The organism is Rhodobacteraceae bacterium S2214, from assembly GCA_025141675.1.
Taxonomy (GTDB): Bacteria; Pseudomonadota; Alphaproteobacteria; order Rhodobacterales; family Rhodobacteraceae; genus Yoonia.
On the sequence record CP081161.1, the window covers coordinates 796,258 to 823,085 of the forward strand.

Consider the following 26,828-nt stretch of genomic DNA (forward strand, 5'->3'; position numbering starts at 1 on the left):
CAATCGCCGGACATTTCCACCGATTTCTAGGTTTGACCGTCACGCAACCGCATATGCGCCATGATTTGTCCGTGATCGGAGGCAAGTTTGTTATACGGGGCTTCCGGATGGCTACCGTCAGTAAGATGATCGTTGAAGACGCTAAAATATTCCATGTCTCCAATGCGTTGATCGTAATCTGGCGCAAAATGACGGGACATCAATATCTGGTCGATGCTCTCGAAAACGCCGCCAAAGGCCGACGTGTAGACCATGTCGCGAGCCGACTTTCGCACGAACATCTTCTCTGCTGAATGCAGGCGTACCGCGTTAATCTGTTCCTGAATCGCGTCGTTTTCGTGATCTTTGTAGCGATCACCTTGGTGTTCCGCGTCGTGCCTGCGCATCCATGCGTAGTTTTTAAACGGCGTTTCACCGGTAATTATTTCGCTACTTACGGCATGTTCACTGTCGTTAAAGTCGCCCAAAACCATCACGGGGCGACCTTGCGTCAATTCATTAAGAATCGCCCGCCGCAGAATCCATGCTTCCGCCATCCGTCGCAGCCCTGCACGTAGTGACCCAAGAGCACGACCAGCGGGGTCATAGTTCACCAGATCGGCGGCAGGCGGGAAGGCGGCGCCAGCAGGTTTATCCAATTCACCCAGCTTCGATTTCAGATGGCAATTGAAGACGCTAACCACCTGATCGCCGACGGGAATGCGAACCTTTAAGATCGGACGGGACAGGCGGCTGATCTTATATGATCCACCATCGCCACCACCCAGATCACTGAACGGGATTTCGATCGGCTCGGGCAATTCCTGCAAAATCTGCGGGGCATCGGCAAAACCGAACCGCGACAGGATCGCGACGCCGGGCCGCCGTTCACCGGGACCGCCGTCGTTCACATTGGGTGCAAAGGCGAGTTCGGCCTGCGCGTAGGGCTTATAGGCCAACTTGCGGAAAATCGCCTTGCGCGCGTACCGCTTTGACGGGTCCGGCACAGAGGCTTCGTTCGCTTCGATCCCTGCGGCGTCGGCTTCGGCGATCACCGCTTGCAGTGCGGCTTCGTCGAAGATCTCTTGAAAGCAGACGATATCAGCAGACAGGCTCAGCAGTTGATCTGCGAGCCATGCCTGTTTCCACGCATGTTCTTCGACCGTGTATTTCTCATAGCGGTAGTATTCTTGCTCCGCCCCGATCAGGTTTTTGACGTTGAAACTGGCGATTGAAAATTCGGTCATGTCTTGTCCTTAAGTCAGGGTCGCAAGGGCGCGGGCGAACATCGGGGCATCTACATTGCCGCCAGAAATTACCGCAATCACTGTGTCGTGGTTCAATGCGTCGGGATGGAACAGGGCCGCTGCTAGTCCAACAGCACCACCGGGTTCTGCGACGACCTTCAGTCGTTCAAATGCATGGGCCATTGCTTGCAGCGCTTCTTCATCGGTGACGACAATCGCGGGGCCGCAAAGTTCTTTGATGATCGGGAACGTCAGATCGCCTGCCTGTTGGGTCAGTATCGCATCGCAGATTGATCCCGATTGCGATGGGTTCTTTTCGATCTGGCCTGACGCTTGAGACCGCGCCACGTCGTCAAATCCCGCAGGTTCAACCGGGCGCGTCACCATGTCGGGTGCATCAGCAGCCAATGCCGTGGCGATCCCCGATGTCAGCCCGCCGCCACCGCAGCAAACGGTGACGTCGGCATGGGTAATGCCGAGCGCCTTTGCATCTTCGGCAATTTCCAACCCGACGGTGCCTTGGCCCGCGATCACATCGGCATTGTCGAAAGGTTTGATCAACGTCAGACCACGGCTATCGGCGATCTCTGCGCCCAAGGCCTCGCGATTGGTATTTTCGCGGTCGTACAGGATAACCTCGGCGCCCAGCGCTTTGGTGTTTTCGATCTTCAGCGTCGGGGCGTCGTCCGGCATGATAATCACTGCCGTTGTGCCATGTGATGCGGCGGCAAGTGCGACGCCTTGGGCATGGTTCCCGCTGGAAAACGCGATAACGCCTGCTTTGCGGGCATTGTCACCTAAGTTCGATACAGCAGACCACGCGCCGCGAAACTTGAACGATCCAGTGTGTTGCAAGCATTCGGGTTTGATCAGCACACGCCGTCCGGCGATTTCGTCCAGAAACGGCGACGACAAAAGCGGGGTGCGCCGTGCTTGGCCGTCGATCCGTTTGGCAGCAGCGCGGATTGCGTCGATGTTCATTCCATATCCTCAAGCCATTCGTGCAGCGCGTCCAATGCCATTTCTTCATCTAGGAACGGCACATGACCACGTCCTTCAATATCAGCGCGGATCATGTCGATCCGACGGTCGAGCATCTTATCCGCCGTCGCCTCTGACAACAGATCAGAATTCTCGCCACGGATCAGGCAAAGCGGCAGACCAAGCATCGCGTCATACAGCGGCCAAAGATCCGGCATCGGCTGTGTACCAGCTTCAAGCACCGCATCGCGCAGTTTCGGATCGTACCGTAGGTCTAGGCCCGTGTCCGTTTCGATGTAGTGGTTTTCAACCTCGGTCAGCCAGCGCGCCATCGGCACGTCGCTAAAGTGGGACCACGATTTCGCACGGAACGCGGCGGCCTCTGCGTAGGTCTTTTGCGCTGGGCGGCGGCCGATGTAGTTTTCAATGACATCAAGGCCAGCTTTATCCAGTTCCGGCCCGATGTCGTTCAGCGCTACACCTAACAGGCGGTCCTTCGACGTGGCCGCGATGAACATCGCGATCAACCCGCCCCGCGATGTCCCCAGAATTGCAGCCTGTTCCAACCCGAGATGATCGAGCAGTGCCAGCGCATCTTCGGCCTCTTGCGGGATCGTGTATGTTTTGTAATCCGCCCAATCCGATTGTCCGCGTCCGCGGTAATCCATGCGGATCAGACGCACAGGCATCATCGTCGGCAGATGCGGGGCAACATGATCAAAATCGCGCCCGTTGCGGGTCAGTCCCGCAAGGCACAGGATCGGGATACCTTGACCTTCGTCAGTATAGTAAATGCGGGTGCCGTCTTTGGCGTGAAATTCAGGCATATCAGGTTAGGTCCGGAATTGTGGTCAGGTCAGACAGAACATGGTGCGGTTTCGCGTAAAGGCGATCCACAGGCTCACCCGCGCGGTTCACCCATGCGGTTTGGAACCCGTAGCCCGCAGCACCAGCAGCGTCCCATCCGTTAGACGAGACAAACAAAACTTCATCACGGGCGCAGCCGTAATGCGCCTCGACAAGGTCATAAACTTTCGCATGGGGTTTAAAGACGCCGACGCTTTCAACGGTCAGGTTCGCTGTGATGAATTCACCTAATCCGGCTGAATCGACCGCACCTGACAACATATCAGGCGATCCGTTGGATAGGATGCCGGTCTGAATGCCGCGGCTATTCAGCTCTGCCAGCATGTCTGGGACTTCGGCGTAGGCGGGCAGTTCCCAGTATAAGGCAAGCAGACGTTCGCGCAGAATAGGATCGTCAAGGCCAGCGGCCTCCATCGCCCAATCCAACCCGTCTTGCGTGACCTGCCAGAAATCACAGTGCTGATCAGCGACCGCACGCAGCCATGTGTATTGCAACTGTTTCAGCCGCCAATCGCGGGCAAGCTTGGGCCAGACGGCGGCCAATGCGTCTTGTCCGGGTTCATCTGCCGCCAAACGCGCAGCGGCGTTCACGTCAAACAAGGTCCCGTAAGCATCAAAGATGCAGGTGGTGATTGGCATTGTATCCCTCCGTCGCGTGTCCCGCCGCACGTTGGCATGCACAGGCGGGAACGAAAAGGGGCAAAGCGGTTTGCGACCTGCGGCGCGTGCCTGTAGGGTCCGGCGACTGAAAATTGAAAGGACGATTATGTCAGAGGCAAAACAGGGCGATACCGTCCAAATCCATTACAAAGGCACATTGGACGACGGGACTGTTTTTGACAGCTCTGAAGGTCGTGATCCGCTGGAATTCGCAGTTGGATCTGGCATGATTATTCCGGGCTTGGATAAAGCCATTCCGGGCATGAAAGTTGGCGACAAGAAAGTCGTGAATGTGCCTTGTGCAGAAGCCTACGGTGAAGTGAACCTTGAAAACCGGCAGGCTGTGCCGCGCGACCAGTTCCCAGACAACATCCCGATGGAAGTTGGGACACAGTTGCAGATGCAAGGCGAAGGCGGCCAGGTGATGGTCGTGACCATCGTCGAAGTAGCCGATACAGAGGTTACCCTTGATGCAAACCACGCGCTTGCGGGCAAGGACCTGACGTTTGCGATTGAAATGATCGCGATCCAGCCCGCCTAAAAAAATGCCCCGCAGGCCTGTTGTGTGCGGGGCATTGAAACAAAATAAAGTACTACTCGATAATGTTCACATCGCTAGATTGCGATGGTTAACAATCGGTTAACGTAAGAATTGCGCGTTTATGCGCGACGTGACTTGCCCAAAATGTTGCTTTTCGGTTTCAGTTCAGCGGTCCGACCGCGATGCTGAATTCCCCGATCGTTGCCAAGACGGAATGATGACGCCGGACATGCCGACGTCATATTCTTACAGGTTGTCGATCTGCGGCATACCAAGCACGTGATACCCACCATCGACGCGAATAATTTCGCCCGTTGTGCACGCACCCGCGTCAGAAGCCAGATAAACAGCTGTTCCGCCAACGGCTTCTAGCGTTGCATTGGCGCGCATTGGGGCGTTTTCGCCAGTGTGCTTGTACGTCCGACGCGCGCCACCAATGGCCGCACCAGCAAGCGTTTTCATCGGGCCGGGGCTGATCGCGTTCACGCGGATACCGTCAGGGCCAAGGTCATTGGCAAGGTAGCGGACAGCGCTTTCCAGCGCGGCCTTTGCCACACCCATCACGTTGTAGTTCGGGGTCACACGGTTCGCACCTTGGTAGGTCAATGTCATGATCGTGCCGCCGTTTGGCATCAGTTCGTGGGACCGGCGGGCAACGTCGATCAGCGAATAACAGGAAATCTCCATCGAACGACCAAAGTTCTCGCGGGACGTGTTCATGATCCGGCCGGTCAATTCGTCTTTGTTCGAAAACGCGATGGCGTGGACGACAAAATCAATCGTGCCCCATTTTTCTTTGATGCCTTGGAATGCGGTGTCCATTGACGCTTCATCCGTCACATCAACATCGACCATAAAGTCGGACCCGACAGATGCAGCCAGTGGTTCAAGACGTTTGCCGAATGCTTCGCCTTGATACGTGAACGCAAGCTCGGCACCGGCCTCTGCCAACGCCTTGGCAATGCCCCATGCAATAGAGCGTTCATTGGCTACGCCCATTACCAAGCCACGTTTGCCTTGCATCGAAAGTGTCATGTCATGTCCCCTTTGTTGGATTCTCATTGGCGGGTTTGACGGATGAGGTCAAGTTTTAGGGGTGTCGCTTGAATTGCAACAAGAACAGCAGATTCGCTAGCTGATAGAACCACAAGGAAACAAGGGCCTTATAGGTGCTGCGACAGCTTTACGAATGACCTTGCGTAAGTACCTGTTTACGTTGCGAAAAAAGGCGGAATGGTCATTTTTGCGTTGTTTGGGGCAACACTGTGGCTTTGATCAGCACATCTTGCTGCAATTGAGGTGACGAAAACCCCGCCGAGACCGCATTGTCGCCAATTACGAGACAAATTCGATCCATAACACTGCGGTGATTGAATAGGTCGCCTGATGCACTTTGCAAACCGCCCAACGAGGTCGGAACACAAGCAGCAGGCAGCCTATTTGTTGGGATCAATGAAGGGTGAACTAATGATCGGAACGAAATTGAAACTGGGTGTGGCTAGCTCCATTCTTGTGATGGCTGCTGGAGCAGCACAGGCGCAACAGGCGTGTGAATCTTATACTGTCCAGCCGGGCGATTCACTGAGCGGTATCGCGCGGTCTGCCTATGGCGACATCAACTTTCAGCAAATCTGGGATGCAAACCGTAGCAAAATCGGTCGCAACCCGAACTCTATTTCCGTAGGGATGCGTTTGGAACTGCCTTGTGCAGACGGCACGCTTGCCTCCGTTGCTGCCGCAGCACCAGCAGAAGACGCTGTTGAAGAAACCGTTGCGGCCCCAGCTGCCGCACCAGCGACAACGCTGAAAATCGGTCTTGTGACTGGCGACGACTACCCACCTTACACGGACGAAGACGCAAACGGCGGCGGTGTTGTGACACAGCTGGTGCGCGAAGCACTTGCAACGGTCGACACAGGCGTCGAAGCTGACATTACATTCATCAACGACTGGGGTTCGCACCTTGACGTGTTGGTGCCATCAGGCGCATTCGACGGCACATTCCCGTGGGTTGCACCTGATTGCGAAGCAGGCGGCCTGTCCGAAGACATGCAAGCGCGTTGCGACAATTTCCGCTTCGCCGACCCGGTCTACGAAATCGTAACTGGTCTGATTACATCTGCTGACAGCCCACTGGGTACAACCGAGACTTACGCAGATTTCGAAGGCAAAACGATCTGTATCCCTGAAGGCTATGGCGCATTCGTGATGTCCTCTGGTGGTGTCTCAGACGACGCGGTGACGTATGAAAAGCCAGCAACACCTGAAGCTTGTTTTGAGCAGTTGGTCGCCGGATCTGTCGATGCTGTTGAAATGGAACTGCGTCAGGCGGCTGATCTTCTGTCCAAATTGGACATCGAAGACGACGTTGCTGTGAACAATGCAGTGAACGCAGTCATCGCTTTGACGGTCTTTGTTTCACAAAACAACGAAGACGGTGATGCGATCTTGGAAGCGATCAATACTGGCCTCGAAAACATCCGCGGCAACGGTGTTTGGTTCCAAACCGTACAGTCCGGTTTCCAAGCCTACTACGGCGAGTAATCGGGTTTCATGCAGTCTTGTACGCCCAAAGAAACCGAAACCAAGGACAGCGCATTTGCGCTGTCTGCAAACCGGAATGGAAATATGTGCACTCAAATTAGTCCAAACTCCAAACCTATGGTCGCACGTCTCGGCGGGCTTTCACAGACGATCGCCTTGGCCACTGCTTTGTGTGGTGGCCTCGCGACTGCAGGCTTTGCGCAAACAGAAAATACAGTCACGCTGAAATACCAAGGCGGTGAAGATATCACGGGCGAATTCCTAGAAGTCGCCAATGGTATGGTCAAAATCGATTCAGCCATCGGCATGATCGCAATTCCGCTGGACGGTCTGTCCTGCGTTGGTGCGGCGTGTCCGGACGGCACCCATATTGAACTGGCGGGCGAACCTGTGACCCTGACGTCCAAAGTCGGTAATGTATCCCTGTCGGGTCACCTGATTGATATCGTCGATGGGCAATACGTCTTGGCGACGAACATCGGCGAAATCAAAATCGACACCGACACAGTCAACTGCGCAGGTGTTGATTGCTTGCCGCAAGAAGGTAACGACGAAGTTCCCTTTGCTTTTGGCGGTAAAGTCACCTTGGTCGGCGGTTCTGCGCGCTTGGAAGGCATCCTGACAGACTTTGTCGATGGTGCCTTTGTGGTCGAAACCGAAAACCTCGGTTTGGTCCGTGTTAGTTCCGACAGCTACACGTGCGAGGGCGAAGGTTGCCCGTAAAGGGCGCGCTCTTCTAACCCAGACCTAGAATGCGAAAAGGGGCACATCTTTGCAGATGTGCCCCTTTTGTGTCGTGTGATCGTTGGGCTTAGCCCTTGAATTTGCTCAGCAGCATCGACCCGTTTGTCCCGCCGAACCCGAATGAATTCGTCATGACGGTGTCCAGCCCTGCGTTCTCGACCACTTCGGTCGCGATTTCCTCGGCTTTCAATGCGGGGTCCAGATGTTCCACGTTGATTGACGGCGCGATAAAATCATTTTCCAACATCAACAGGCAGTAAACAGCCTCGGACGCACCAGTGGCCCCTTGGCTGTGACCTGTCATGGACTTTGTAGATGACACAGGTGGTGTGCTGCCTTCGCCAAATACACGACGAACGGCTTCGATTTCGCCAACATCACCCACGGGAGTCGATGTGCCATGTGCATTGATGTAGCTGACCTTGCGGCCTTCAGGCAGCGTTTTCAAAGCGCCGCGCATTGCACGTTCGCCGCCTTCACCGGATGGGGCAACCATGTCAGCACCGTCGGATGTGGCTGAGAAGCCAGTCACTTCGGCGTAGATTTTTGCACCACGTGCCTGTGCGGCCTCAAGGCTTTCCAGCACAACCATCGCGCCACCGCCTGCGATCACGAAACCATCGCGGCCTGCATCAAACGCACGGGACGCCTTTTCAGGGGTGTCGTTATATTTGGACGACATCGCGCCCATTGCGTCGAACAGGCAGGACAATGTCCAATCCAATTCCTCGCCACCGCCCGCAAACATCGTGTCTTGTGTGCCAAGCGCGATTTGCTGGGCTGCCATGCCGATGCAGTGCAGGGACGTGGAACAGGCCGACGTGATCGAAAAGTTCATGCCCTTGATCTGGAACGCCGTCGCGAGGTTTGCAGATACCGTGGACGACATCGTCTTTGGCACAGCAAATGGCCCGATGCGTTTTGTGGCACCGGTGTTTTCTACAACCTTGTGTGCGGCAAACATCGCAGATGTAGACGGACCACCAGAACCGGCAATCACACCCGTCATCGGGTTCACCACTTGGTCTTCTTCCAGACCGGCATCTTCAATCGCTTGCTTCATCGCGATGTAGGAATATGCCGCACCCGGCCCCATGAACCGCAACGTGCGTTTGTCCACGTGATCGGCCACGTTCAACTTCACAGTGCCCGCGACCTGGGACCGAAAGCCGTGTTCAACCATATCGGGGCTGGCTTCAATGCCGGATTTCCCGGCTTTCAAAGAGGCCAGAACCTCGTCTGCATTATTTCCGATAGGGGATACGATCCCCAAGCCTGTAACGACGACGCGACGCATGATCAGTCCTTTTTTAAGTCCATGCCTGTTTAGGCGACCCTGCCTGAGAGGCGCAAGAAGAAAGGGGCGCCCGTTCAGGTGCATTCGTATCTGTGACATGCTATTTCAGGATGAATTCAATTTGGGCCGGATTGTTGGTCCCTTCGGCAGATGAGGTGACTATGATCGACTGGGCTGGAATACTGCGCGAGCTCATCACGATCTTTGTTGTGATCGACCCAATTGGCAGTGTGCCGGTATTCTTGTTCGCGACTGCGGCGGTTCCGGTCGAATTGCACCGCAGATTTGCCGCGCGCGCGGTCCTGATCGCGACGCTGGTGCTGTTGGGGTTCCTTGTCGCAGGGCAATATGTGCTCGAATTACTTGGGCTGCGGTTGGGATCTTTTCAGGTGGCGGGCGGTGTGGTGCTGTTCCTGTTCGCGCTGTCGATGATCTTTGGTGATTCAAAACCAGCCGATGAAATCAATCAGGCCGAACGCGATCACTTGTCCGGTGCGGTCTTTCCGCTGGCGATGCCGTCAATCGCATCGCCCGGTGCGATGCTGGGGATCGTGGTCCTGACCGATAATCGTGGGAATACTGTGGCCGAACAGGCTGTTACCGCAGGGCTTCTGATCGCGGTGCTGCTGTTTACACTGCTGTTGCTGTTGGCCGCCGGACAGATTTTCAAAATTATCGGCAACACAGGGGCTAGCGTGATCAGTCGCGTGATGGGGATTATTCTGGCGACTATCGCGGTCGATTCCATCTTCAACGGGTTTGAGGTTCTCGGGATCATCAACGTCACTGGCTAAACAGGCCGCAATGTGATGCTATCCTTTTCGTCAAAAATATTGCGATCAGGAACGGTTAACATGTCAGACAAAGTAGCTTTGGTCACAGGGGCGGCGCGCGGTATCGGGCTTGCCACGACACAGTTGTTTATCGAAATGGGCTGGCGCGTCGCGATGGTGGATCAGGACGCCGACGAACTTGGAACAGTTGCCGCTGGCCTAAATGACGCGTCGCCCTTCGTGTGTGACGTGTCATCGCCCGATGACGTGGATGCGATGGTGTCCGACGTGACCCGCACATTTGGTCGGATCGACGCGGTGGTGAATAACGCAGGCGTGGCTGACTTTGGCCCGATTGAAGAAACCGACTTCGCACGCTGGCGGCGGGTGATGGACACCAATTTGGACGGTGTGTTCCTCGTGTCGCAGGCGACCATTTCGGCATTGCGCGAAACCAAGGGGGCGCTTTTGAACATCGCGTCCATCTCTGGCCTTCGGGCGTCCACGCTACGCGTGGCCTACGGCACGTCCAAAGCGGCCGTGATCCAACTGACGAAACAGCAAGCAGCGGAATTGGGCGAATACGGCATCCGTGCCAATTGCGTCTGCCCCGGACCCGTAAGGACCAAACTGGCCATGGCAGTACATTCGCCCGAAATCATCGCAGCCTACCACGACGCGCTGCCACTGAACCGCTACGGGACAGAACGCGAAATCGCAGAAGTAATCACGTTCCTCTGTTCAGAAAAAGCGAGCTTCGTGACAGGTCAGATCGTCGCAGCAGACGGCGGGTTTGAAAGCACAGGGGTGGGGTTGCCTGCGTTGCGGGACTAGCGGCGCGCGGCTTAGTTTTCGCAGGCCATTTTGCGAAATCCGATAACGGCTTCGGAAGGGATTGCATCGGGCGATACGACACCACCCGTAGCCAGCCATTTCGAATTTTGCGGCGTGTCGCAATCGACCGACAGTATCCCGTGAAAGTCGCCAGACTTGCCGTCGCCTACGACATAAAGATTTGCGCCAGAGCCGTTTCGATTTTCGACGGTCTGTGCGTACCAGCCTTGGGAATAAACGCCGCCGAGTTCTTCTTCAAAGACATGCGAAAGCGCGTTCGCGTCGTCCGCTAAGGCGGGGCAAGGTGCAATCGCCGTGAGACCGGCGATTGCAAGACGGTGAAATGTGAAAGGACTGCGCGTCAAGGGCTTTAGCTCTCGCTCAACGCGACTTTCATGTCTTTCACCTGATAAATCACTTCGCCGTCGGCTTCGACGATCCCGTCAGCGACACCCATCGTCAAACGACGTGTCTGGATCGCTTTGGTGAAATCAATTTTGTAGGTCAGCATCTTACGCTCTGGGCGGACCATGCCGGTCAGTTTCACTTCGCCTACGCCCAGCGCATAACCGCGCCCCTGCCAGCCGCGCCAGCCAAGGTTGAAACCGGTCAGTTGCCACAGACCGTCAAGACCCAAACAGCCCGGCATGATCGGGTTGCCGGGGAAATGGCATTCGAAGAACCACAGGTCTGGATTGATGTCGAATTCAGCGACAATATGACCTTTGCCATGCGCGCCGCCGTCTGCGGATACTTCGGTGATCCGGTCCATCATCAACATTGGCGGGGCAGGAAGCTGCGCGTTACCGGGACCAAACAGGTCGCCTGCTGCGCATTTCAAAAGGTCTTCTTTGCTAAAACTGCTCGGGAATTGTGACAATGGACTGGCTCTTTTATGGTTAGTTGCTTTGGCTCACCTGTATCATTTGCGGTAACTTAAGGGCAAGTGGTGTGCCCTTTGCCTGTCAGATCAGCCAAATCCGATGCAGAAAAAGTGTTTTCATTTGATCCTAGCGGTTTTTTACCCATATTAAGAGAGGCAAGGAGACGACCGTCGATGATCGAGACAGCAACAGACCGCGGCACATCATGGCTGGCAACAGCCGACGTGCGCCCAACACGCCAGCGTGTCACGCTTGCGACATTGCTTGTGGGCGATGGTCAGAACCGGCACGTCACAGCCGAAAGCCTGTTTGATGCGGCGTCCAAGCACGGTGAAAAGGTGTCACTAGCCACGGTTTACAACACGCTGCGTGCGTTTTGTGATGCAGGTCTGATGCGCGAGATTACCGTCGACGGGTCAAAAAGCTATTTTGACACCAACATCAGCGATCACCCGCATTTCTACTGGGAAGACGATCACAAGCTGACCGATGCAGCCGCTGAACAGTTGGAAATCGCAAAATTGCCCGACGTACCGGCTGGCGCTGAAATCGCATCTGTTGATGTCGTGATTCGGCTGCGCCGTACTTAAGATCAGGTCGGGTTTCGCTGACCTTGATTCAGTAGAAACACACTGTCAGTCTTATCGGCATTATACACCTGCTATTTCGCAGGAATTTCTTTAAGTCGATTTCGGGGGCAGTTTTCATGCCAGAACAACATCGGGCCGATCTGGTTCTGTCATTCACGCGCGTCCGCACGGCGCTGGGCATTCTTGGCATGTGTTTGCCGCTTGTCCTAGTGCTGGGTGGTCTACTTGATCATCCGCGTATCGACGCTGAAACGGGCCGGATTGAACCTACGATCAGCGATTTCTACCACACGACCTACCGCGACATTTTTGTGGGGACGTTGTGCGCCATTGGCGTGTTCCTGATTTCCTACCGTGGGTATCGCCGTGAAGCAGGGGAATGGATCGACGATGATTGGTTGGCGACCACCGCAGGGATCGGGGCCTTTGGCGTCGCGTTCTTCCCGAACGAAGGGGGCGGGGTGACGGTGACCAGCATGACCCAGAACATGCTCGGCGCGGAATTTACACCGATCATCCACTATCTGTCCGCGCTTGTTTTCTTTTCCAGTCTGGCTGCGTTCTGCTTCGTGAAATTTGCCCGCACCTGTTCGATGGGCCGCAGACGCGTCTACATCGCGTGCGGCTGGGGGATCGTTGCAGCACTTGTCCTGACGGCGGTTGCAGTCATCTTTAAGCGCTTTGTCGGGGGCGTCGGTCGGGAAATGGTCTTGGACTACAATCTGATCTTCTGGTTTGAAGCGATGGGCATCTGGGCTTTCGGGTTGTCATGGCTCACCAAAAGCAAGGCTGACCTCGCTTTGTTCAAACGCTTTGAAAAGCCTGCCGATGACCTACCGTCTCATAGTGGTTTGGACGAAGAACAAATCGGCTAATACGGACAGTGCGACAGCGATTCAGATTCTATTAACCAAGACATAGCTATCTTGGGGTATGACCAGTTTCATTCATCCCGCGCTCGCCACAAATGCCACGTTTTTCACAGTGCGTCTGCAAGATCCGCAGTCGCGTCTGCTTGTTGATCAAGTGGATATCTTACGCCAATCCTTTCGGGTTTGCCGAAAATCGATGCCGTTTCAAATCATGGCTGCCGTGGTCTTACCCGCGCGCCTACATATGATCTGGAGCTTGCCGGACAAGGACGACGATCATGCCGCGCGTTGGCGGATCGTCAAATCCACCTTTTCGCGGCATTGCCCTAAACCGGACACCGCTGATCTATCCCCCGCGATGATCCGCCGTCGGGAAAAAGGCATCTGGCAGCGCAGTTTTTGGCAACACGATATTCGCGATCAATCCGACTACGACCTGCACGAACACCTGATTATCCATGCGCCGGTGTCAGAAGGTCTGGTGCCGCGTCCCGGTGATTGGGCGTTGTCATCGCTCCATACGCGGGGGCAGGGTGTTAGGTTTGCACCGAAGGTCGCGATGCCTGCGACAACGATCTCAAGGCCAGTAGCAGACGCCTTATTCTAAAACCACTGACCCGGTTCCATCAGCCCAAGGTTCATCAACTGTGTCGATGACCATTCGAACGGTGTGGATGACCGCCATCTGAAATCCTGAATGGCATCGCGACTGCCGGGGTTCGATTTCAATGCTTTTGCCGTGCGGAACGAGCAAACCGTTGCCGTTAGGTTGTTATGCCATGGGCAGGCGTAGGTGTTGAATTCCGGTATGTTAAAGGTGTGATCGCCCTGCAATTCCAAACCGGGACGGGCGCGGAACAGGCTGACGCGATCGATCCGGCGACGCACCCAAGGCACATGTTCCTCAAACCGCCACCGCAAACCACCAAAGAAATCCAGCTGGCGATCTTCGTATTCCTGACCGTTCCACCGGGCCAGCGCATAATAACCGGACGTGTCCATATACGCATTTTCCAACGAAACGGCGTTCGGCGATTCCGTCAAATCCCCTGCATAAAGATCGACCGTAAAGGTCAGGATCGTCTCGCGCCGTTCTTCGGCGTTAAAGGCCAGCATTTCGCCGACCGTGCGGTCTTCGGAAAACGGGTAGTGCAGATATTCGCCGTTATAACAGTAGTATAACCATTTGCCGGGGGCTGCTGCGATAACGCTATTCACCGCCGTTTCCAACGCGCCGTCGTCTGACATATCGTGGCCGACCCAGTGGACGCAGTCGTCTAAACCGCCCAAGGGCGCGATTTCGTCGCTGGCAAAGACGACAAGCGATTGAAAACCGGCCCGCAGGTGGTGATCAATCGTCGATCTGATTTCGACGTTGTCTTCAACCATGATCAATCCGATAGGCCCCTTGGCAAGTGCGGCTTTGCCGGTGCGCAGGAAACTGGCTAAATCAGGATACGTCATGTCCGGGCCCATGTATGGATCAACTACTGCTCTTACGTCTCTTTTGCCGTGAAGTTTGCCTGCATTGCAAGCGCGGGCGGTGCAGGGTAGGACAGCGACTGATTTCGCACTCGCTAGGATGTCACAGATGTCAGACCGCACGCCCGCCCCGAAGAAGCTATATATCAAGACGTATGGATGTCAGATGAACGTCTATGACAGCGAACGCATGGCTGAAGCGCTGGGCGGCAAAGGGTATGTCGAAACCAAGTCACCCGAAGACGCAGACATGATCCTGCTTAACACCTGCCACATCCGCGAAAAGGCGGCTGAAAAGGTGTATTCGGAACTTGGCCGTATGAAAGCGTTGAAAGATGAAAAGCCTGATCTGAAATTTGGCGTAACCGGATGCGTGGCCCAAGCCGAAGGCGAAGAAATCATGCGCCGCCAGCCGATGGTCGATCTGGTCGTGGGGCCACAAAGCTACCACCGGTTGCCTGCGATGGATGAAGCCGTGCAAGCGGGCAAAAAGGCGCTCGATACCGATTTCCCTGATGACGACAAATTCGAGACGCTGACAAAGCGGTCCAAGGCAAAGCGCGGACCAACCGCGTTTTTGACCGTTCAGGAAGGTTGCGACAAATTCTGCGCGTTCTGCGTTGTGCCCTATACACGAGGTGCCGAAGTGTCGCGCCCTGCGGATCGTATCATTCGTGAAGCCAACGAACTGGTGGAAAGCGGCGTGCGCGAAATCACGTTGCTTGGTCAGAACGTTAACGCATACCACGGCCACGGCGGCGGCTTGGCGGGTCTGATTTGGGACTTGGACAAAGTCGACGGATTGGAACGCATCCGTTTTACGACGTCGCACCCGAACGACATGGATGACGCGTTGATCGACGCGCACGGCACCTGTTCGAAACTGATGCCGTACCTGCATTTGCCCGTTCAGGCAGGGTCAGATCGCATTTTGAAGGCTATGAACCGCAAACACACAGCCGAAAGCTACATTCGGTTGATCGAACGCATCCGCGGCGCACGCCCAGATCTGTTGCTTTCGGGTGACTTTATCGTCGGTTTCCCGGGCGAGACTGATCAGGATTTTGAAGATACGATGTCTTTGATCCGCGAAGTCCACTACGGGCAGGCTTACTCATTTAAGTACTCTACCCGCCCCGGCACACCAGCGGCAGAAAAGCCTCAGCTGCCAGAAGACGTGATGAACGAACGTTTGCAACGCCTGCAAAGTTTGTTGCGCGAACAACAGGTTGAGACACAGGAAAGCATGGTCGGTCGCGAAGTTTCGGTCCTGTTCGAAAAGGCGGGTCGTGAAGCGGGTCAGATGATCGGGAAATCCGAATATCTTCATGCCGTCTTCGCAGAAGCGCCCATGGACGTGATCGGTCAGGTTCGAAAAGTGAGAATCACCAGATCAGAAAGTAACTCTTTGGGCGGAATTTTGACGGACGCGCCATAATTGGGGCGGCATTTGTTGTTACGTTAACGTTAATGTTGGGTGTTAATAGTCACTGTTTCCGACGCGGACACAATATGTGGTTATTAGTTCTTTCAAAGTGACCCAATGCTGGTAGAACTATGTCCAATGTAAGGCGAGTAGACGGTAAAAGGTTCCGTCTTTGTTATAGAGACGCAAAACGAGGATATGGTCGTGGCGAAAAAGAATGTCATAAAATCATCGCGTGCGGTGAGTGCAATTGCAACGGCGGCATCCTTGTCGTTGATGATGATTGCCGCTCCCGTATCCGCACAAGAAGTTGTCGCAGAAGCTGCGAACGGGACACGCACAATTGTTGGTGAAGAATACACGCCAACAATCTGGGTTGATCCGGATGGGTGTGAACACTGGGTGTTCGACGACGGCTTCGAAGGCTTCATGTCACCACACCGTAACCGTGACGGCAGCCCAGTTTGCCGCCGCCAAGAAGTCTGCGGTGTTGTGCCATCCGACACATTGTTCGCCAACGACGAGCCTTGGATCCCTGAGGGCCGCAAGGCACAGCTGATGGATTACTTCGCGAACCTTGGCGTTTACGGTGTTCTGATCCACGGCCACACAGATGCAAACGCGTCAGACGAATACAACATGCGTCTTTCCCAGCGCCGCGCCGATATGGTTGCAGGCATTGCGCAAGACGCTGGTGTTAACGTTGTCGAATCCCGCGGGTTCGGTGAACGTCGCCCAGCACAGGCAGGTACATCTGCTGCTGCTTACGCCGCGAACCGTCGCGTCGAAATCATTTGTCTGAAGTAAGGAGCAGTATGATGAAAATGGTAAAAGTTTCCGCTCTGCTCGTTGCTAGCTTGTCCTTGTCAGGTTGCGTGGATTTGTTTGCAAGCCAGCTTGAAGGTGGCCAGCGTACAGGTCTGGAACGCACATTCGATGCGGGCCGTGACAGCAAATCCTTGTCCCAGCTTGTTGCTGGTATCTGGGTCGATCCAAACGGCTGTGATCACTGGATCATCGACGATGGCGTCGAAGGTTACCTGTCAGAGCGTCTGACACCAGATGGGCGCCCTGTGTGTTCCGGTGTAGCGCCGCCTGCGACAGCGACTGGCCCGTTCCGTGAAGGTACAGACATTCCTGATCCGCTCTAAATTCGGGCATTTCAGATTTTCCTAAAAGGTCGCGGTTCATTCCGCGGCCTTTTTTCATGTTTTAGACCCTTGTCGCATGCGGCACTTGCGCCTACCTGCGCATCTTGCAACGATACAAACACGAGTTTCAGAACCGCTTGATCAGGAGAGTTGATTGACCCCTAGCGACCAGACCACGAACAACGATGTTCACACCGGTGATGATGTGTCTGAATCATTGCTCGCATTCCCTGATAATTACCTGCTGATTGACCTGTGTGGTGAATTTGACCGCAATCTCGCGACCCTCGAAGATCGGCTATCTGTTCAGATTATCCGGCGTGGGAACGAACTTGCGGTGATCGGTGAAGAAGAACCGCGCAAGAATGCAATTGATGTGCTGAAATCGCTATACGGGCGGCTTGAAGCGGGTAAATCGTTGGAAGACGGCGACATTGACCGCGAATTGCGGATGGGTCCGGCAGAGGTGCGCGGCGCAGAACCAGGTGATCAGAAAGAACTGTTCAAAGGCGTCAGCGGGGCACGCGTCGAAATCAAGACGCGTAAGAAATTGGTCGAACCACGTACAGAAGCGCAAAAGGCCTATGTGCGGTCATTGTTCGACAAGGAACTGGCCTTCGGGATCGGGCCTGCGGGGACAGGTAAAACCTACCTCGCCGTGGCGGTTGCCGTGAACATGTACATCAACGGCGAAGTGGACCGGATCATCCTATCGCGGCCAGCGGTCGAAGCGGGCGAAAAGCTTGGGTATCTACCCGGCGACATGAAAGACAAAGTCGATCCGTACATGCAGCCGCTTTATGATGCGTTGAATGACTTCTTGCCGGGCAAACAAACCGCGAAGCTGATCGAAGAGAAACGGATCGAAATCGCACCTTTGGCGTTCATGCGGGGCCGGACGTTGTCGCGGGCATTTGTTGTGCTGGACGAAGCACAAAACGCGACGCCGATGCAGATGAAGATGTTCCTGACCCGCTTGGGTGAAGGGTCACGGATGGTGATCACTGGTGACCGGACCCAGATCGATTTGCCGCGTGGGGTGACGTCTGGCTTGTGGGATGCCGAACGGCTATTGAAAACAATCCCGAAGATCAGCTTCAACTACTTCACCTCAAAAGATGTCGTGCGCCACCCGCTGGTTGCAGCGATCATCGAAGCCTACGAAGCAGACGATCCCAAGTGAACCGGTTTTGCCGCGAAAATTCGAGGTACCGCTGTGACCGTTGATTGCATTATCGAAGATCCGCGCTGGGCGGATTTTGAAGCTGTGGCTGAATTGGCATCGAACGCGGCGCTTGCTCACTTGGGGCTCGATCCGTCCGCGTTTGAAATCAGCCTGCTTGCTTGCGACGATGCGCGTATCGCTGTGTTGAACGCAGACTTTCGTGAAAAGGCGAAACCCACGAACGTGCTCAGCTGGCCATCTGATGAACGCGCCGCTGAAGTGCAGGGTGAAATGCCAACGCTGCCGACCTCGGGACCTGATAGTGAATTGGGCGATATCGCGATTGCCTATGACACCTGCGCGCGCGAAGCCGATGAACAGGAAAAGCCATTCAAGGACCACGTGACCCATCTGATTGTTCACGGAACCCTACATCTTTTGGGTTTCGATCACGAAAATGAGCCGGATGCCGCCCTTATGGAAGGTTTAGAGACGGAAATCCTTGGCAATTTGGGGTTAGCTGACCCATATAGGGAATAACCCGCGTATTTGGGTGTGTTTAAGGCAAGGATGAATGGGCGACACAACGGACGGCTCCTCTAACGCGGCGCAACGCGCGCTGGGTGAGGAAAGTGAAGAAATGAACCGCGGCTTTATTGGCCGTTTCTTTGATGCCTTTAGTGGTCCGGGCGATGCGCCTGCGTCAGACACGGACAAGCCGCATCTGATATATCCACAACCGGCCATGCCTGGGATGCGAAACCTGCGGTCCATGCGGGTCGAAGATGTCGCAATTCCGAAGTCGGACATCGTGGCAGTACCAATCACGCATTCCCAAAGCGATCTGATGGACGTGTTCCGCGAAAGCGGCCTGACACGGTTGCCGGTCTTTGACGGCACCCTTGATACGCCGCTTGGCAACGTGAACATGAAAGACTTCGCGCTGGCCTATGGTTTCCAACAGGATGCCGGTGCATTTGATCTTCGCAAAATCCTGCGGCCATTGTTGTTCGTGCCGCCATCCATGCCGTTGGGCGTGTTGCTGCAGAAGATGCAGCAGGAACGCAAACACATGGCATTGGTGATTGATGAATACGGCGGGACCGACGGGCTTGTCACAATCGAAGACCTGATCGAACAGGTCGTTGGCGCGATTGAAGACGAACATGACCACGAGGAAGAAAAACAATGGGTGCAGGAAAGCCCCGGTGTTTATTCGGCTCTCGCCAAAACACAGCTTGAACCGTTTGAATCCGAGATCGGGATCGTTCTGACGGCCCACGACGAGATCGACGAAGAAGAAATCGACACGCTCGGCGGTTTGGTCTTTATGTTGTCCGGTCATGTACCAGCACGCGGTGAAATCGTAAGCCACCCCGACGGGATCGAATTCGAAGTTGTCGATGCAGACCCCCGCCGGATCAAACGGTTGCGCGTGCGATTGCCTGATGCCGTAGATGGCTAACGCGATGGCGATGCGCTTTGCCGGTCTTGGCTGGCGGTTGCGCGGGCTTTGTCTTGCATTGATTGGTGTTTTGATCGGCCTTGGTCACGCGCCTTTCGATCTTTGGTTCATCAGCGTCGCCGCTCTTGCGGTGGCCTTTGTACTAATGCGCAACGCGCCCGATGTACGGACAGCGCTTTGGCACGGCTGGGCGCTGGGCCTTGGCTATTTCGGCTTTTCATTGCGCTGGATCATCTCGCCGTTTCTGGTTCATGTGGAACGCGACGGCTGGATGGCGCCCTTTGCACTGATCCTGATGGCTGCAGGCTTTGCCTTGTTCTGGATGCTGGCGGCAGGGCTTAGTCGCAGGTTCTACCATGGCGGCATGATTAGCCTTGGTCTGTTGATCGTCGGGGTCGAAGCCTTGCGGTCCTTGATCCTGACCGGATTTCCGTGGGCGCTACTCGGCCATGTTTTGCTTGAAGTTCCCATGGTGTCCGAACTTGCCGCACTCGGTGGTCCACATTTGCTATCGCTGACGGTTGTTTCGTTTGCGTTGAGTTGCGCCGCCTTTGGGACAGGTCGTATCACTGCCGGGACCGTTGGGCTGGGCGCAATCGTTCTGCTGGTCGTTGGTTTCAGCATCACCCGCTCCAACACCGCCCCGCGCGACAGCAGCACTATCGTCCGCCTCATCCAGCCAAACGCCCCGCAAGACGAAAAATGGGACATCGACAAGCGCCACATCTTCTTTGAACGGATGATTGGATACACTGGCGAGGGCGACGTGCCTGATCTGATCGTATGGCCAGAAAGTTCAATACCGACGCTACTGAACTACGCGGATAGCGAACTCGAAGCGGTCGCAGATGCGGCGCGCGGTGCACCGTTGATTGTCGGTGTGAACAGGGCAGAAGGCGGTCTGTACCACAACAGTTTCATTCTGCTGGGGCGCGGCGGCGTGATTGACGCATTCTATGACAAACAGCACCTTGTGCCATTCGGCGAATATGTGCCCGGCGGTGATCTGCTACACGAATTGGGTGCTCAAGGGTTCGGGTCGTCCTACGGTGGTGGGTTCACCCCCGGACAAGGCCGCCGCACGATTGATGTGCCCGGCATCGGACCAATCCGGCCCCTGATCTGCTACGAAGGCATTTTTGCGGAAGAAGTCGGCGGAACGGACGTACGACCGCGCGCGCTCGTTCTCATCACCAATGATGCGTGGTTCGGCAAAGACGCAGGGCCTTTCCAACATCTCGCGCAGGCCCGTTTACGTGCGATTGAACAGGGTATCCCGATGATCCGCGTCGCAAACACAGGCGTCAGTGCGATGATTGATCCATACGGTCAGATCACGGCATCAATCCCGATGAATACAAAAGGTTTCCTTGATGTCGCTCTCCCCCATGTCCGCCCGCCGACCCCTTACAGCAGATATGGCGACTATCCGGTCTTGGTGTTGCTTTTTGCCGCTTTGTGCGCCCTGACTTTGCGTCGCCGACAATTTTAGTTGACCCTAGGGGGGGAGAGGCCTAGGTCCAATGCTAGCCTGCCACAACGGCTTCCTGACGTGGCAGATTGATTTAATGGAGCACTACCTCATGGCCAGACAAGACTATATTTTCACTTCGGAATCCGTTTCCGAAGGGCATCCTGACAAGGTTTGCGACCGTATTTCGGATTCCATTCTGGATGCGTTCCTTGCAGAAGAACCAGAGGCGCGGGTCGCCTGTGAGACATTCGCAACGACAAACCGTGTCGTTGTTGGCGGCGAGGTTGGCCTGTCCGATCAAAGCAAGCTGACAGAATACATGGGTCAGGTTGAAGGCATCGTGCGCGGCGCCATCAAAGACATCGGCTACGAGCAAGACAAATTCCACCACGCAACGTGCAAGGTCACAAACCTTTTGCACGAACAATCCGCGCATATCGCGCAGGGTGTTGATGCGGCAGTGGACAAAGAAGAAGGCGCTGGCGACCAAGGGATCATGTTTGGTTACGCCACAACTGAAACCGAAGAACTGATGCCAGCTCCGATCCAGTATTCCCACGCGATCCTGCGGCGTTTGGCCGAAGTGCGCAAAGACGGCACTGAACCAACATTGCGCCCTGACGCGAAAAGCCAGGTGTCCTTGCGCTACGCTGGCGGCAAGCCGGTTGAAGTCACATCCATCGTTCTGTCCACGCAGCACTCTGACGAAACGCAAACAAGCGACGACATCCGCGCGATCGTCGAGCCCTACATCCGCGACGTGCTGCCTGACGGTCTGATCACGCCAGAAACCAAATGGTGGGTGAACCCGACAGGTACTTTCGTCATCGGTGGTCCAGACGGTGATGCGGGTCTCACAGGTCGCAAAATCATCGTGGATACATACGGTGGTGCGGCCCCGCATGGTGGCGGCGCGTTTTCCGGCAAAGACCCGACCAAGGTTGACCGCTCTGCCGCCTACGTATCGCGCTATCTCGCGAAAAACGTTGTGGCTGCTGGTATGGCTGAAAAATGCACGATCCAGCTGTCCTATGCGATTGGTGTGGCCAAACCGCTGTCGATCTACGCGAACTTGCACGGCACCGGCGAAGTCCACGAGACCGAGATCGAAAAAGCCATCGCCGAAGTGATGGACCTGACACCACGCGGTATTCGCGAACACCTGCAACTGAACCGCCCGATCTACGCACGGACAGCCGCCTACGGTCACTTTGGCCGCGCGCCGGATGCAGATGGTGGGTTCTCTTGGGAAAAAACCGATCTGGTTGATGCCCTGAAAGCTGCCGTTTAAGCCGCAATTACACGAGACGAATATCAGGGCAGATTGCGCAAGCGGTCTGCCCTTGTTACATCGCAGCCCATGACACAAGACAAACACCCCTCCGGCGCCCCTTGGCGTAACTTTTATGGTCGCTTCAAAGGCAAAACCATGCGGTCGTCCCAGCAAGAATATCTTGATGAGGATCTCGCCGCATTGTCACCGGGTGCTGTTGACTGGGATGTAAACCCGGACCGGACCCCGATTGATCTGGACGCATTGTTTGGTGGCAAAGAAATCTGGCTCGAAATCGGCTTCGGCGGTGGTGAACATATGGTGCATATGGCCGCGACCTATCCGGATATCGGCTTGATCGGCTGTGAACCGTACCTGAACGGTGTGGCGATGCTGTTGGGTAAAATCCGCAAAGCTGGCGTGTCGAACCTCGCGGTGCATCCGGGTGATGCACGTGATCTGTTTGACGTGTTGCCGCCGGAATCGATTTCCAAGGTGTTCCTGAACTACCCTGATCCGTGGCCCAAAAAGCGTCACCACCGTCGGCGGTTCGTAACGCAAGAACATCTTGTACCCTTGCACGGTGTCCTGAAACCGGGCGCTGAATTCCGTGTGGCCACAGACATCAAAGACTACGTGCGCCAGACGATGGAAGAAGTGCCGAAGGCCGGTTTCACATGGACCGCTGAAGGTCCAGAAGACTGGCGCGTCGCTTGGGACGATTGGCATTCCACCCGTTACGAACAAAAAGCGATCCGCGAAGACCGGACGCCACACTATATGACGTTCCGCCGGGATTGATGGCGGGGGCCTCCGGCGGAGGTATTTACGACCAAAAGAAATAACGCGTTGTGGACCCAATGGGCGACCTAAGGTAGACGCGTTTGACACATAATACGGAGCGCAGCATGTCTGGCCACGGCACACCCATTCCAATGACTTCCCGCCCTTGTGGGCCTTTGACAGGCGAGGCCAATGTTCCGGGTGACAAGTCGATCTCGCATCGGTCGTTGATCTTGGGCGCATTGTCAGTCGGTGAAACCCGCATCACAGGGTTGCTGGAAGGCGAAGACGTCTTGGATACCGCGAAAGCCATGCGTGCCTTTGGTGCAGAGGTCACAGATCACGGTGGCGGCGAATGGTCCGTTCACGGCGTGGGCGTCGGCGGTTTTGCAGAACCTGAACAGGTGATTGACTGCGGGAATTCAGGCACTGGCGTTCGGCTGATCATGGGCGCGATGGCCACCAGCCCGATCACCGTAACATTCACGGGCGATGCGTCGCTGAACAGCCGCCCGATGGGCCGCGTCACCGATCCGCTAGCCCTGTTTGGCACGCAGACTGTTGGCCGCACCGGTGGCCGCTTGCCGATGACGTTGGTCGGTGCTGCTGATCCATTGCCTGTGCGGTACGTTGTGCCGGTGCCATCCGCCCAAGTAAAATCCGCCGTTCTGCTGGCGGGGCTCAATGCCCCCGGCGAAACTGTCGTGATCGAAAAAGAAGCAACCCGCGACCATACGGAACGGATGCTTGCAGGTTTTGGCGCTGAACTGACCGTCGAAGAAACGGATGAAGGGCGCGTGATCACGCTGACCGGCCAGCCGGAACTGAAACCACAGGATATCATCGTGCCGCGCGATCCGTCCTCTGCCGCGTTCCCTGTCTGTGCAGCGATCATCACGCCGGGGTCCGACGTGCTTGTCCCGAACATTGGACTGAACCCGACCCGTGCGGGCCTGTTCACCACGTTGCAGGAAATGGGCGCGGACCTGACTTATGAGAATATGCGCGAAGAAGGCGGCGAACCCGTTGCTGACCTACGCGCGAAGTTCTCGCCGAACCTGAAAGGGATCGCTGTGCCACCGGCACGTGCGGCCAGCATGATCGATGAATATCCGGTGTTGTCGGTCGTTGCATCCTTCGCGGAAGGTGTGACCGACATGCAAGGCGTCAAAGAATTGCGCGTCAAGGAAAGCGACCGGATCGACGCAATGGCCAAAGGCCTGCGTGCCGCTGGTGTCACCGTCGATGAAGGCGATGACTGGTGGAAAGTCACTGGTTTGGGCCACGGCAACGTGCCGGGTGGTGTCACGGTGGCCAGCGTGCTGGATCACCGGATCGCGATGGCGTTTATGGTCATGGGCATGGCGTCGAACAAGCCGATGACCGTGGATGACGGATCGCCAATCGCCACGTCCTTCCCGATTTTTGAAAGCCTCATGGGCGCGCTTGGCGCACAGCTGGTCCGGTCAAACGCATGACGTTTACGGTCGCGATTGATGGGCCTGCTGCAGCTGGCAAAGGCACGATTTCCAAGGCGGTTGCAGCCCATTTCGGATTTGCCCACTTGGACACTGGCCTGTTGTACCGCGCCGTCGGTGCAAAGGTAATCGCAGGGCTCGCACCGATAGACGCGGCCGAGACGCTTGATCCATCCGACCTAGAAAACGACAGCCTGCGCACCGCTGCTGTCGCACAAGCGGCAAGCGAAGTCGCCGTGATTCCGCAGGTTCGCGCCGCGTTGGTCGACTTCCAACGCACATTCGCTGCCCGCGATGGCGGGGCTGTCTTGGACGGTCGTGATATCGGCACCGTGATTTGCCCTGATGCGGATGTGAAACTGTTCGTCACGGCATCAGCAGCCTGTCGTGCTGAAAGGCGCTATAAAGAATTGGCTGGCAAAGGCCACGATGTGACGCTTGCAGGTGTGCTTGCCGATGTGCAGGAACGCGATAAGCGTGACAGCGAACGGGCCGCAGCACCGATGGTCGCGGCTGACGATGCGACTTTGATCGACACGTCCGATATGTCGATCGAACAGGCAGTTGCCGCCGCGATTTCGGCAGTGGACACAGCCCGTCACAATTGATCACAGTCATTTTGGTCGCCAGCGTGGCAATATCTGGCTAGCCTTTGGATAACCCGAAGGAGACCACCGATGTTTCGCGCCATGATCACAGCAGCACTGCTGACCGCCACGCCGCTTGCCGCCCAAGAGGCGGAACCGCATATGACGATGGAACGCTTGGCCGAAATTGTGCTGGTTCTGGACGAAGATGCGAATGTCACCCCCAATGGTCTGGAATTCGTCATTGATGATGTGCCTGTCCTGATCGTGGCCGACGTCCGCGCGAACCGGATGCGTGCAATGGTGCCGATTTCGTCTGTCGAAGGCATGACATCCGAAGAAATGGAACGCGTCTTGCAAGCCAATTTCGACAGTGCACTTGATGCCCGTTACGCGATTGCGATGGGACGGCTGTGGGGCGTCTTCATCCACCCCTTGCGTGAATTGGAACGTGATCAGCTGATTTCGGGTATCGCCCAGACCGTCAACGTGGCCCAGACCTACGGCAGTCTTTACACATCAGGTGCTGCGCAATTCGGGGCAGGGGATAGTTCTGGGCTTCAGGCGCAGCTGCTGGAAGAATTGCTCGAAAAAGGGCAGGATATTTAGCCGCGCCACCAGTGTTGCAGATGTAGCCAGCCTGTAAACGGAACGATGGCCCACAGCGTTACACCCGCAATATGATCGGCAAGATTGGCGTTGGCCTGAAACGTCGCGATAGCCTGCAAATGTGGCGTGTCGAACAGGCCGTCGACGACCCATTGCGATGGCAAGCCTTCAAAGATGAACTGATAAAAGGTGTAAAAGACCTGCGGCGATACCGTGAGGACCACACCAAAGACCAACATACCGATTGCAATATCGAACAAGGCCCATGCTGTGCCGGACACCTGCGTCTTTACGGACAATATGATCCGCGTCTTGACCGCAAACAGCCAAAACACGCCCGCCATCCCAAATAGACTAATGCCAAGAACGCCCGCGCGCCCCGCGATGCCAAGTGTCCAGTAACTGTCGTCTGGATAGCCCGCTGCGATCATGGGCCAAATCCCCGCAGTAGCAATGCCCACGCCAATAACGCAGGCAAACATCCCGATGAATAGCCGCCACAGGTTCGGCGCCTTGTCACGGGTCAGCAGCCAAAAGCCTGCAAACCAGATCAGCGCCAATCCTGTGGAAAAGGCGGTCACGCAGGGTCGTACATCACCAGTGGCATGGTGTTGCCCAAGAAATAACGGACCGCATCAACGTAATCGAAGACCAGCGAAATCCCGATAATGACAATCATGAAGGTCAGAATACGTTTCGGCCATGTCGGAAAATCCTCACGCCGATTTTGCATGATCAGGTAAACGATCAAAGGGGTCCACATGATGATATGCGGCAGACCAAGCAATTTCACATAGCCCATCTGCTTATACATGTAGTCGATGGCAAAGGCAGCGATCAGGCTGGCGACAATCGAAATGATCCCGATCATGCGGGTCTTGCTCCAGAAGATCAAAACCACTGGCGCAACGAACCCGCCCAGCATCAAAAGCGGCAACCAGACCCGCAACCACGAAGGTCCAAATTCGGCCATTGCTTCATTAAGTGTCATTGCGCTGCTCCTGATTTCCACGTGCACAATCACTGCTGGAATGTTGGGCGGCTTGCAAGTTTTTACGTAAACTTTTGTACGACCCACCATCGGTAGAGCCTTTGTTTACAGGTTGCTCGTAAGCCTACGTC

Annotated in this window: 31 protein-coding genes and 1 riboswitch; of the genes, 20 read left to right on the top strand and 11 right to left on the bottom strand. The window is 55.7% G+C overall.

All coding sequences use genetic code 11. The features are described 5' to 3' along the window. Positions 1–26: 26 nt before the first annotated feature. The 4 genes from K3729_03870 to K3729_03885 are packed head-to-tail and all read right to left on the bottom strand — an operon-like array spanning position 27 to position 3,713. Positions 27–1,226, bottom strand: coding sequence for an endonuclease/exonuclease/phosphatase family protein (locus K3729_03870; protein ID UWQ99932.1), 1,200 nt, complete (start codon positions 1,224–1,226; stop codon positions 27–29). 9 nt (positions 1,227–1,235) lie between these two features. After that, positions 1,236–2,207, bottom strand: a complete 972-nt coding sequence (locus K3729_03875; protein UWQ99933.1) for a threonine/serine dehydratase — start codon at positions 2,205–2,207, stop codon at positions 1,236–1,238. Beyond that, complete coding sequence (locus tag K3729_03880; GenBank protein UWQ99934.1) at positions 2,204–3,034, bottom strand: alpha/beta hydrolase; 831 nt, start codon at positions 3,032–3,034, stop codon at positions 2,204–2,206. The genes K3729_03875 and K3729_03880 overlap by 4 nt, the downstream gene beginning before the upstream one ends. Before the next feature lies 1 nt (position 3,035). Then, a complete protein-coding gene (locus K3729_03885) occupies positions 3,036–3,713 on the bottom strand; it encodes a haloacid dehalogenase type II (protein UWQ99935.1) in 678 nt (225 codons plus the stop codon). A gap of 127 nt (positions 3,714–3,840) precedes the next feature. Between K3729_03885 and K3729_03890 the strand changes: the two genes are divergently transcribed. Further along, positions 3,841–4,275, top strand: coding sequence for a peptidylprolyl isomerase (locus K3729_03890; protein UWQ99936.1), 435 nt, complete (start codon positions 3,841–3,843; stop codon positions 4,273–4,275). Between the two features lie 246 nt (positions 4,276–4,521). On the opposite strand, the gene K3729_03895 is transcribed toward K3729_03890, so the two are convergent. Beyond that, entirely contained in the window at positions 4,522–5,310 is a 789-nt protein-coding gene (locus K3729_03895; GenBank protein UWQ99937.1) for an enoyl-ACP reductase, read from the bottom strand. Positions 5,311–5,742: 432 nt separating this feature from the next. Here K3729_03895 and K3729_03900 point away from each other — a divergent pair, with 432 nt between their 5' ends. Further along, positions 5,743–6,819, top strand: coding sequence for a LysM peptidoglycan-binding domain-containing protein (locus K3729_03900; GenBank protein UWQ99938.1), 1,077 nt, complete (start codon positions 5,743–5,745; stop codon positions 6,817–6,819). Between the two features lie 84 nt (positions 6,820–6,903). Then, the gene (locus K3729_03905) at positions 6,904–7,542 is read left to right on the top strand and encodes a hypothetical protein (protein ID UWQ99939.1); all 639 of its coding nucleotides are present in this window, start codon (positions 6,904–6,906) and stop codon (positions 7,540–7,542) included. An 88-nt stretch (positions 7,543–7,630) separates the two neighbouring features. On the opposite strand, the gene K3729_03910 is transcribed toward K3729_03905, so the two are convergent. Continuing rightward, a complete protein-coding gene (locus K3729_03910; protein UWQ99940.1) occupies positions 7,631–8,860 on the bottom strand; it encodes a beta-ketoacyl-ACP synthase I in 1,230 nt (409 codons plus the stop codon). A gap of 161 nt (positions 8,861–9,021) precedes the next feature. On the opposite strand from K3729_03910, the gene K3729_03915 reads away from it, so the two are divergent. Together K3729_03915 and K3729_03920 are read left to right on the top strand one after the other, a co-directional pair. Beyond that, entirely contained in the window at positions 9,022–9,654 is a 633-nt protein-coding gene (locus K3729_03915) for a MarC family protein (GenBank protein ID UWQ99941.1), read from the top strand. 60 nt (positions 9,655–9,714) lie between these two features. After that, positions 9,715–10,467, top strand: a complete 753-nt coding sequence (locus K3729_03920; GenBank protein ID UWQ99942.1) for an SDR family oxidoreductase — start codon at positions 9,715–9,717, stop codon at positions 10,465–10,467. A gap of 11 nt (positions 10,468–10,478) precedes the next feature. Here the strand turns inward: K3729_03920 and K3729_03925 are convergent, their stop codons facing one another. Further along, positions 10,479–10,832: a hypothetical protein gene (locus K3729_03925; protein ID UWQ99943.1), complete on the bottom strand. Its 354-nt coding sequence runs from the start codon at positions 10,830–10,832 to the stop codon at positions 10,479–10,481. Between the two features lie 5 nt (positions 10,833–10,837). Beyond that, positions 10,838–11,347 carry a bifunctional 3-hydroxydecanoyl-ACP dehydratase/trans-2-decenoyl-ACP isomerase gene (gene fabA / locus K3729_03930; protein ID UWQ99944.1) on the bottom strand — a complete coding sequence of 170 codons (510 nt, stop codon included), beginning with the start codon at positions 11,345–11,347 and terminating at the stop codon, positions 10,838–10,840. Positions 11,348–11,524: 177 nt separating this feature from the next. Between fabA and K3729_03935 the strand changes: the two genes are divergently transcribed. From K3729_03935 to K3729_03945, 3 genes are all read left to right on the top strand, one after another. After that, positions 11,525–11,941 (top strand): transcriptional repressor, encoded by a 417-nt coding sequence (locus K3729_03935; GenBank protein UWQ99945.1) that lies wholly within the window; start codon positions 11,525–11,527, stop codon positions 11,939–11,941. 116 nt (positions 11,942–12,057) lie between these two features. Further along, entirely contained in the window at positions 12,058–12,816 is a 759-nt protein-coding gene (locus tag K3729_03940) for a hypothetical protein (GenBank protein UWQ99946.1), read from the top strand. Positions 12,817–12,874: 58 nt separating this feature from the next. Beyond that, a complete protein-coding gene (locus tag K3729_03945; GenBank protein UWQ99947.1) occupies positions 12,875–13,420 on the top strand; it encodes a transposase in 546 nt (181 codons plus the stop codon). Here the strand turns inward: K3729_03945 and K3729_03950 are convergent. Then, positions 13,417–14,277, bottom strand: a complete 861-nt coding sequence (locus K3729_03950; GenBank protein ID UWQ99948.1) for a glycosyltransferase family 2 protein — start codon at positions 14,275–14,277, stop codon at positions 13,417–13,419. The genes K3729_03945 and K3729_03950 overlap by 4 nt on opposite strands. Positions 14,278–14,404: 127 nt before the next feature. Here K3729_03950 and miaB point away from each other — a divergent pair, with 127 nt between their 5' ends. From miaB to K3729_04010, 12 genes are all read left to right on the top strand, one after another. Beyond that, entirely contained in the window at positions 14,405–15,733 is a 1,329-nt protein-coding gene (miaB, locus tag K3729_03955; GenBank protein UWQ99949.1) for a tRNA (N6-isopentenyl adenosine(37)-C2)-methylthiotransferase MiaB, read from the top strand. Positions 15,734–15,919: 186 nt separating this feature from the next. Beyond that, a complete protein-coding gene (locus K3729_03960; GenBank protein UWQ99950.1) occupies positions 15,920–16,528 on the top strand; it encodes an OmpA family protein in 609 nt (202 codons plus the stop codon). Between the two features lie 11 nt (positions 16,529–16,539). After that, positions 16,540–16,872 (top strand): hypothetical protein, encoded by a 333-nt coding sequence (locus K3729_03965; GenBank protein UWR00933.1) that lies wholly within the window; start codon positions 16,540–16,542, stop codon positions 16,870–16,872. A 154-nt stretch (positions 16,873–17,026) separates the two neighbouring features. After that, on the top strand, positions 17,027–18,055 hold the full coding sequence (locus tag K3729_03970) for a PhoH family protein (GenBank protein ID UWQ99951.1): 1,029 nt from the start codon (positions 17,027–17,029) through the stop codon (positions 18,053–18,055). A 33-nt stretch (positions 18,056–18,088) separates the two neighbouring features. Beyond that, on the top strand, positions 18,089–18,577 hold the full coding sequence (gene ybeY, locus K3729_03975; GenBank protein ID UWQ99952.1) for an rRNA maturation RNase YbeY: 489 nt from the start codon (positions 18,089–18,091) through the stop codon (positions 18,575–18,577). A 34-nt stretch (positions 18,578–18,611) separates the two neighbouring features. Next, the gene (locus K3729_03980; GenBank protein ID UWQ99953.1) at positions 18,612–19,502 is read left to right on the top strand and encodes a hemolysin family protein; all 891 of its coding nucleotides are present in this window, start codon (positions 18,612–18,614) and stop codon (positions 19,500–19,502) included. A 10-nt stretch (positions 19,503–19,512) separates the two neighbouring features. After that, positions 19,513–20,994, top strand: coding sequence for an apolipoprotein N-acyltransferase (lnt, locus tag K3729_03985; protein UWR00934.1), 1,482 nt, complete (start codon positions 19,513–19,515; stop codon positions 20,992–20,994). 36 nt (positions 20,995–21,030) lie between these two features. Next, a riboswitch (SAM riboswitch) is annotated at positions 21,031–21,078 on the top strand. A 7-nt stretch (positions 21,079–21,085) separates the two neighbouring features. Continuing rightward, positions 21,086–22,267, top strand: coding sequence for a methionine adenosyltransferase (gene metK, locus K3729_03990; protein UWQ99954.1), 1,182 nt, complete (start codon positions 21,086–21,088; stop codon positions 22,265–22,267). 69 nt (positions 22,268–22,336) lie between these two features. Beyond that, a complete protein-coding gene (trmB, locus tag K3729_03995) occupies positions 22,337–23,050 on the top strand; it encodes a tRNA (guanosine(46)-N7)-methyltransferase TrmB (protein UWQ99955.1) in 714 nt (237 codons plus the stop codon). 107 nt (positions 23,051–23,157) lie between these two features. After that, complete coding sequence (gene aroA, locus K3729_04000) at positions 23,158–24,510, top strand: 3-phosphoshikimate 1-carboxyvinyltransferase (protein ID UWR00935.1); 1,353 nt, start codon at positions 23,158–23,160, stop codon at positions 24,508–24,510. Next, the gene (locus K3729_04005) at positions 24,507–25,118 is read left to right on the top strand and encodes a cytidylate kinase (GenBank protein ID UWQ99956.1); all 612 of its coding nucleotides are present in this window, start codon (positions 24,507–24,509) and stop codon (positions 25,116–25,118) included. Before aroA ends, K3729_04005 begins: the two co-directional genes overlap by 4 nt. Before the next feature lie 69 nt (positions 25,119–25,187). Then, positions 25,188–25,706: a hypothetical protein gene (locus K3729_04010; protein ID UWQ99957.1), complete on the top strand. Its 519-nt coding sequence runs from the start codon at positions 25,188–25,190 to the stop codon at positions 25,704–25,706. On the opposite strand, the gene K3729_04015 is transcribed toward K3729_04010, so the two are convergent. Both K3729_04015 and K3729_04020 read right to left on the bottom strand, forming a co-directional pair. Continuing rightward, a complete protein-coding gene (locus K3729_04015; GenBank protein ID UWQ99958.1) occupies positions 25,703–26,287 on the bottom strand; it encodes a hypothetical protein in 585 nt (194 codons plus the stop codon). The two genes, K3729_04010 and K3729_04015, sit on opposite strands and share 4 nt — an antisense overlap. Next, positions 26,284–26,697, bottom strand: coding sequence for a hypothetical protein (locus tag K3729_04020; protein ID UWQ99959.1), 414 nt, complete (start codon positions 26,695–26,697; stop codon positions 26,284–26,286). The genes K3729_04015 and K3729_04020 overlap by 4 nt, the downstream gene beginning before the upstream one ends. Positions 26,698–26,828 lie beyond the last annotated feature (131 nt).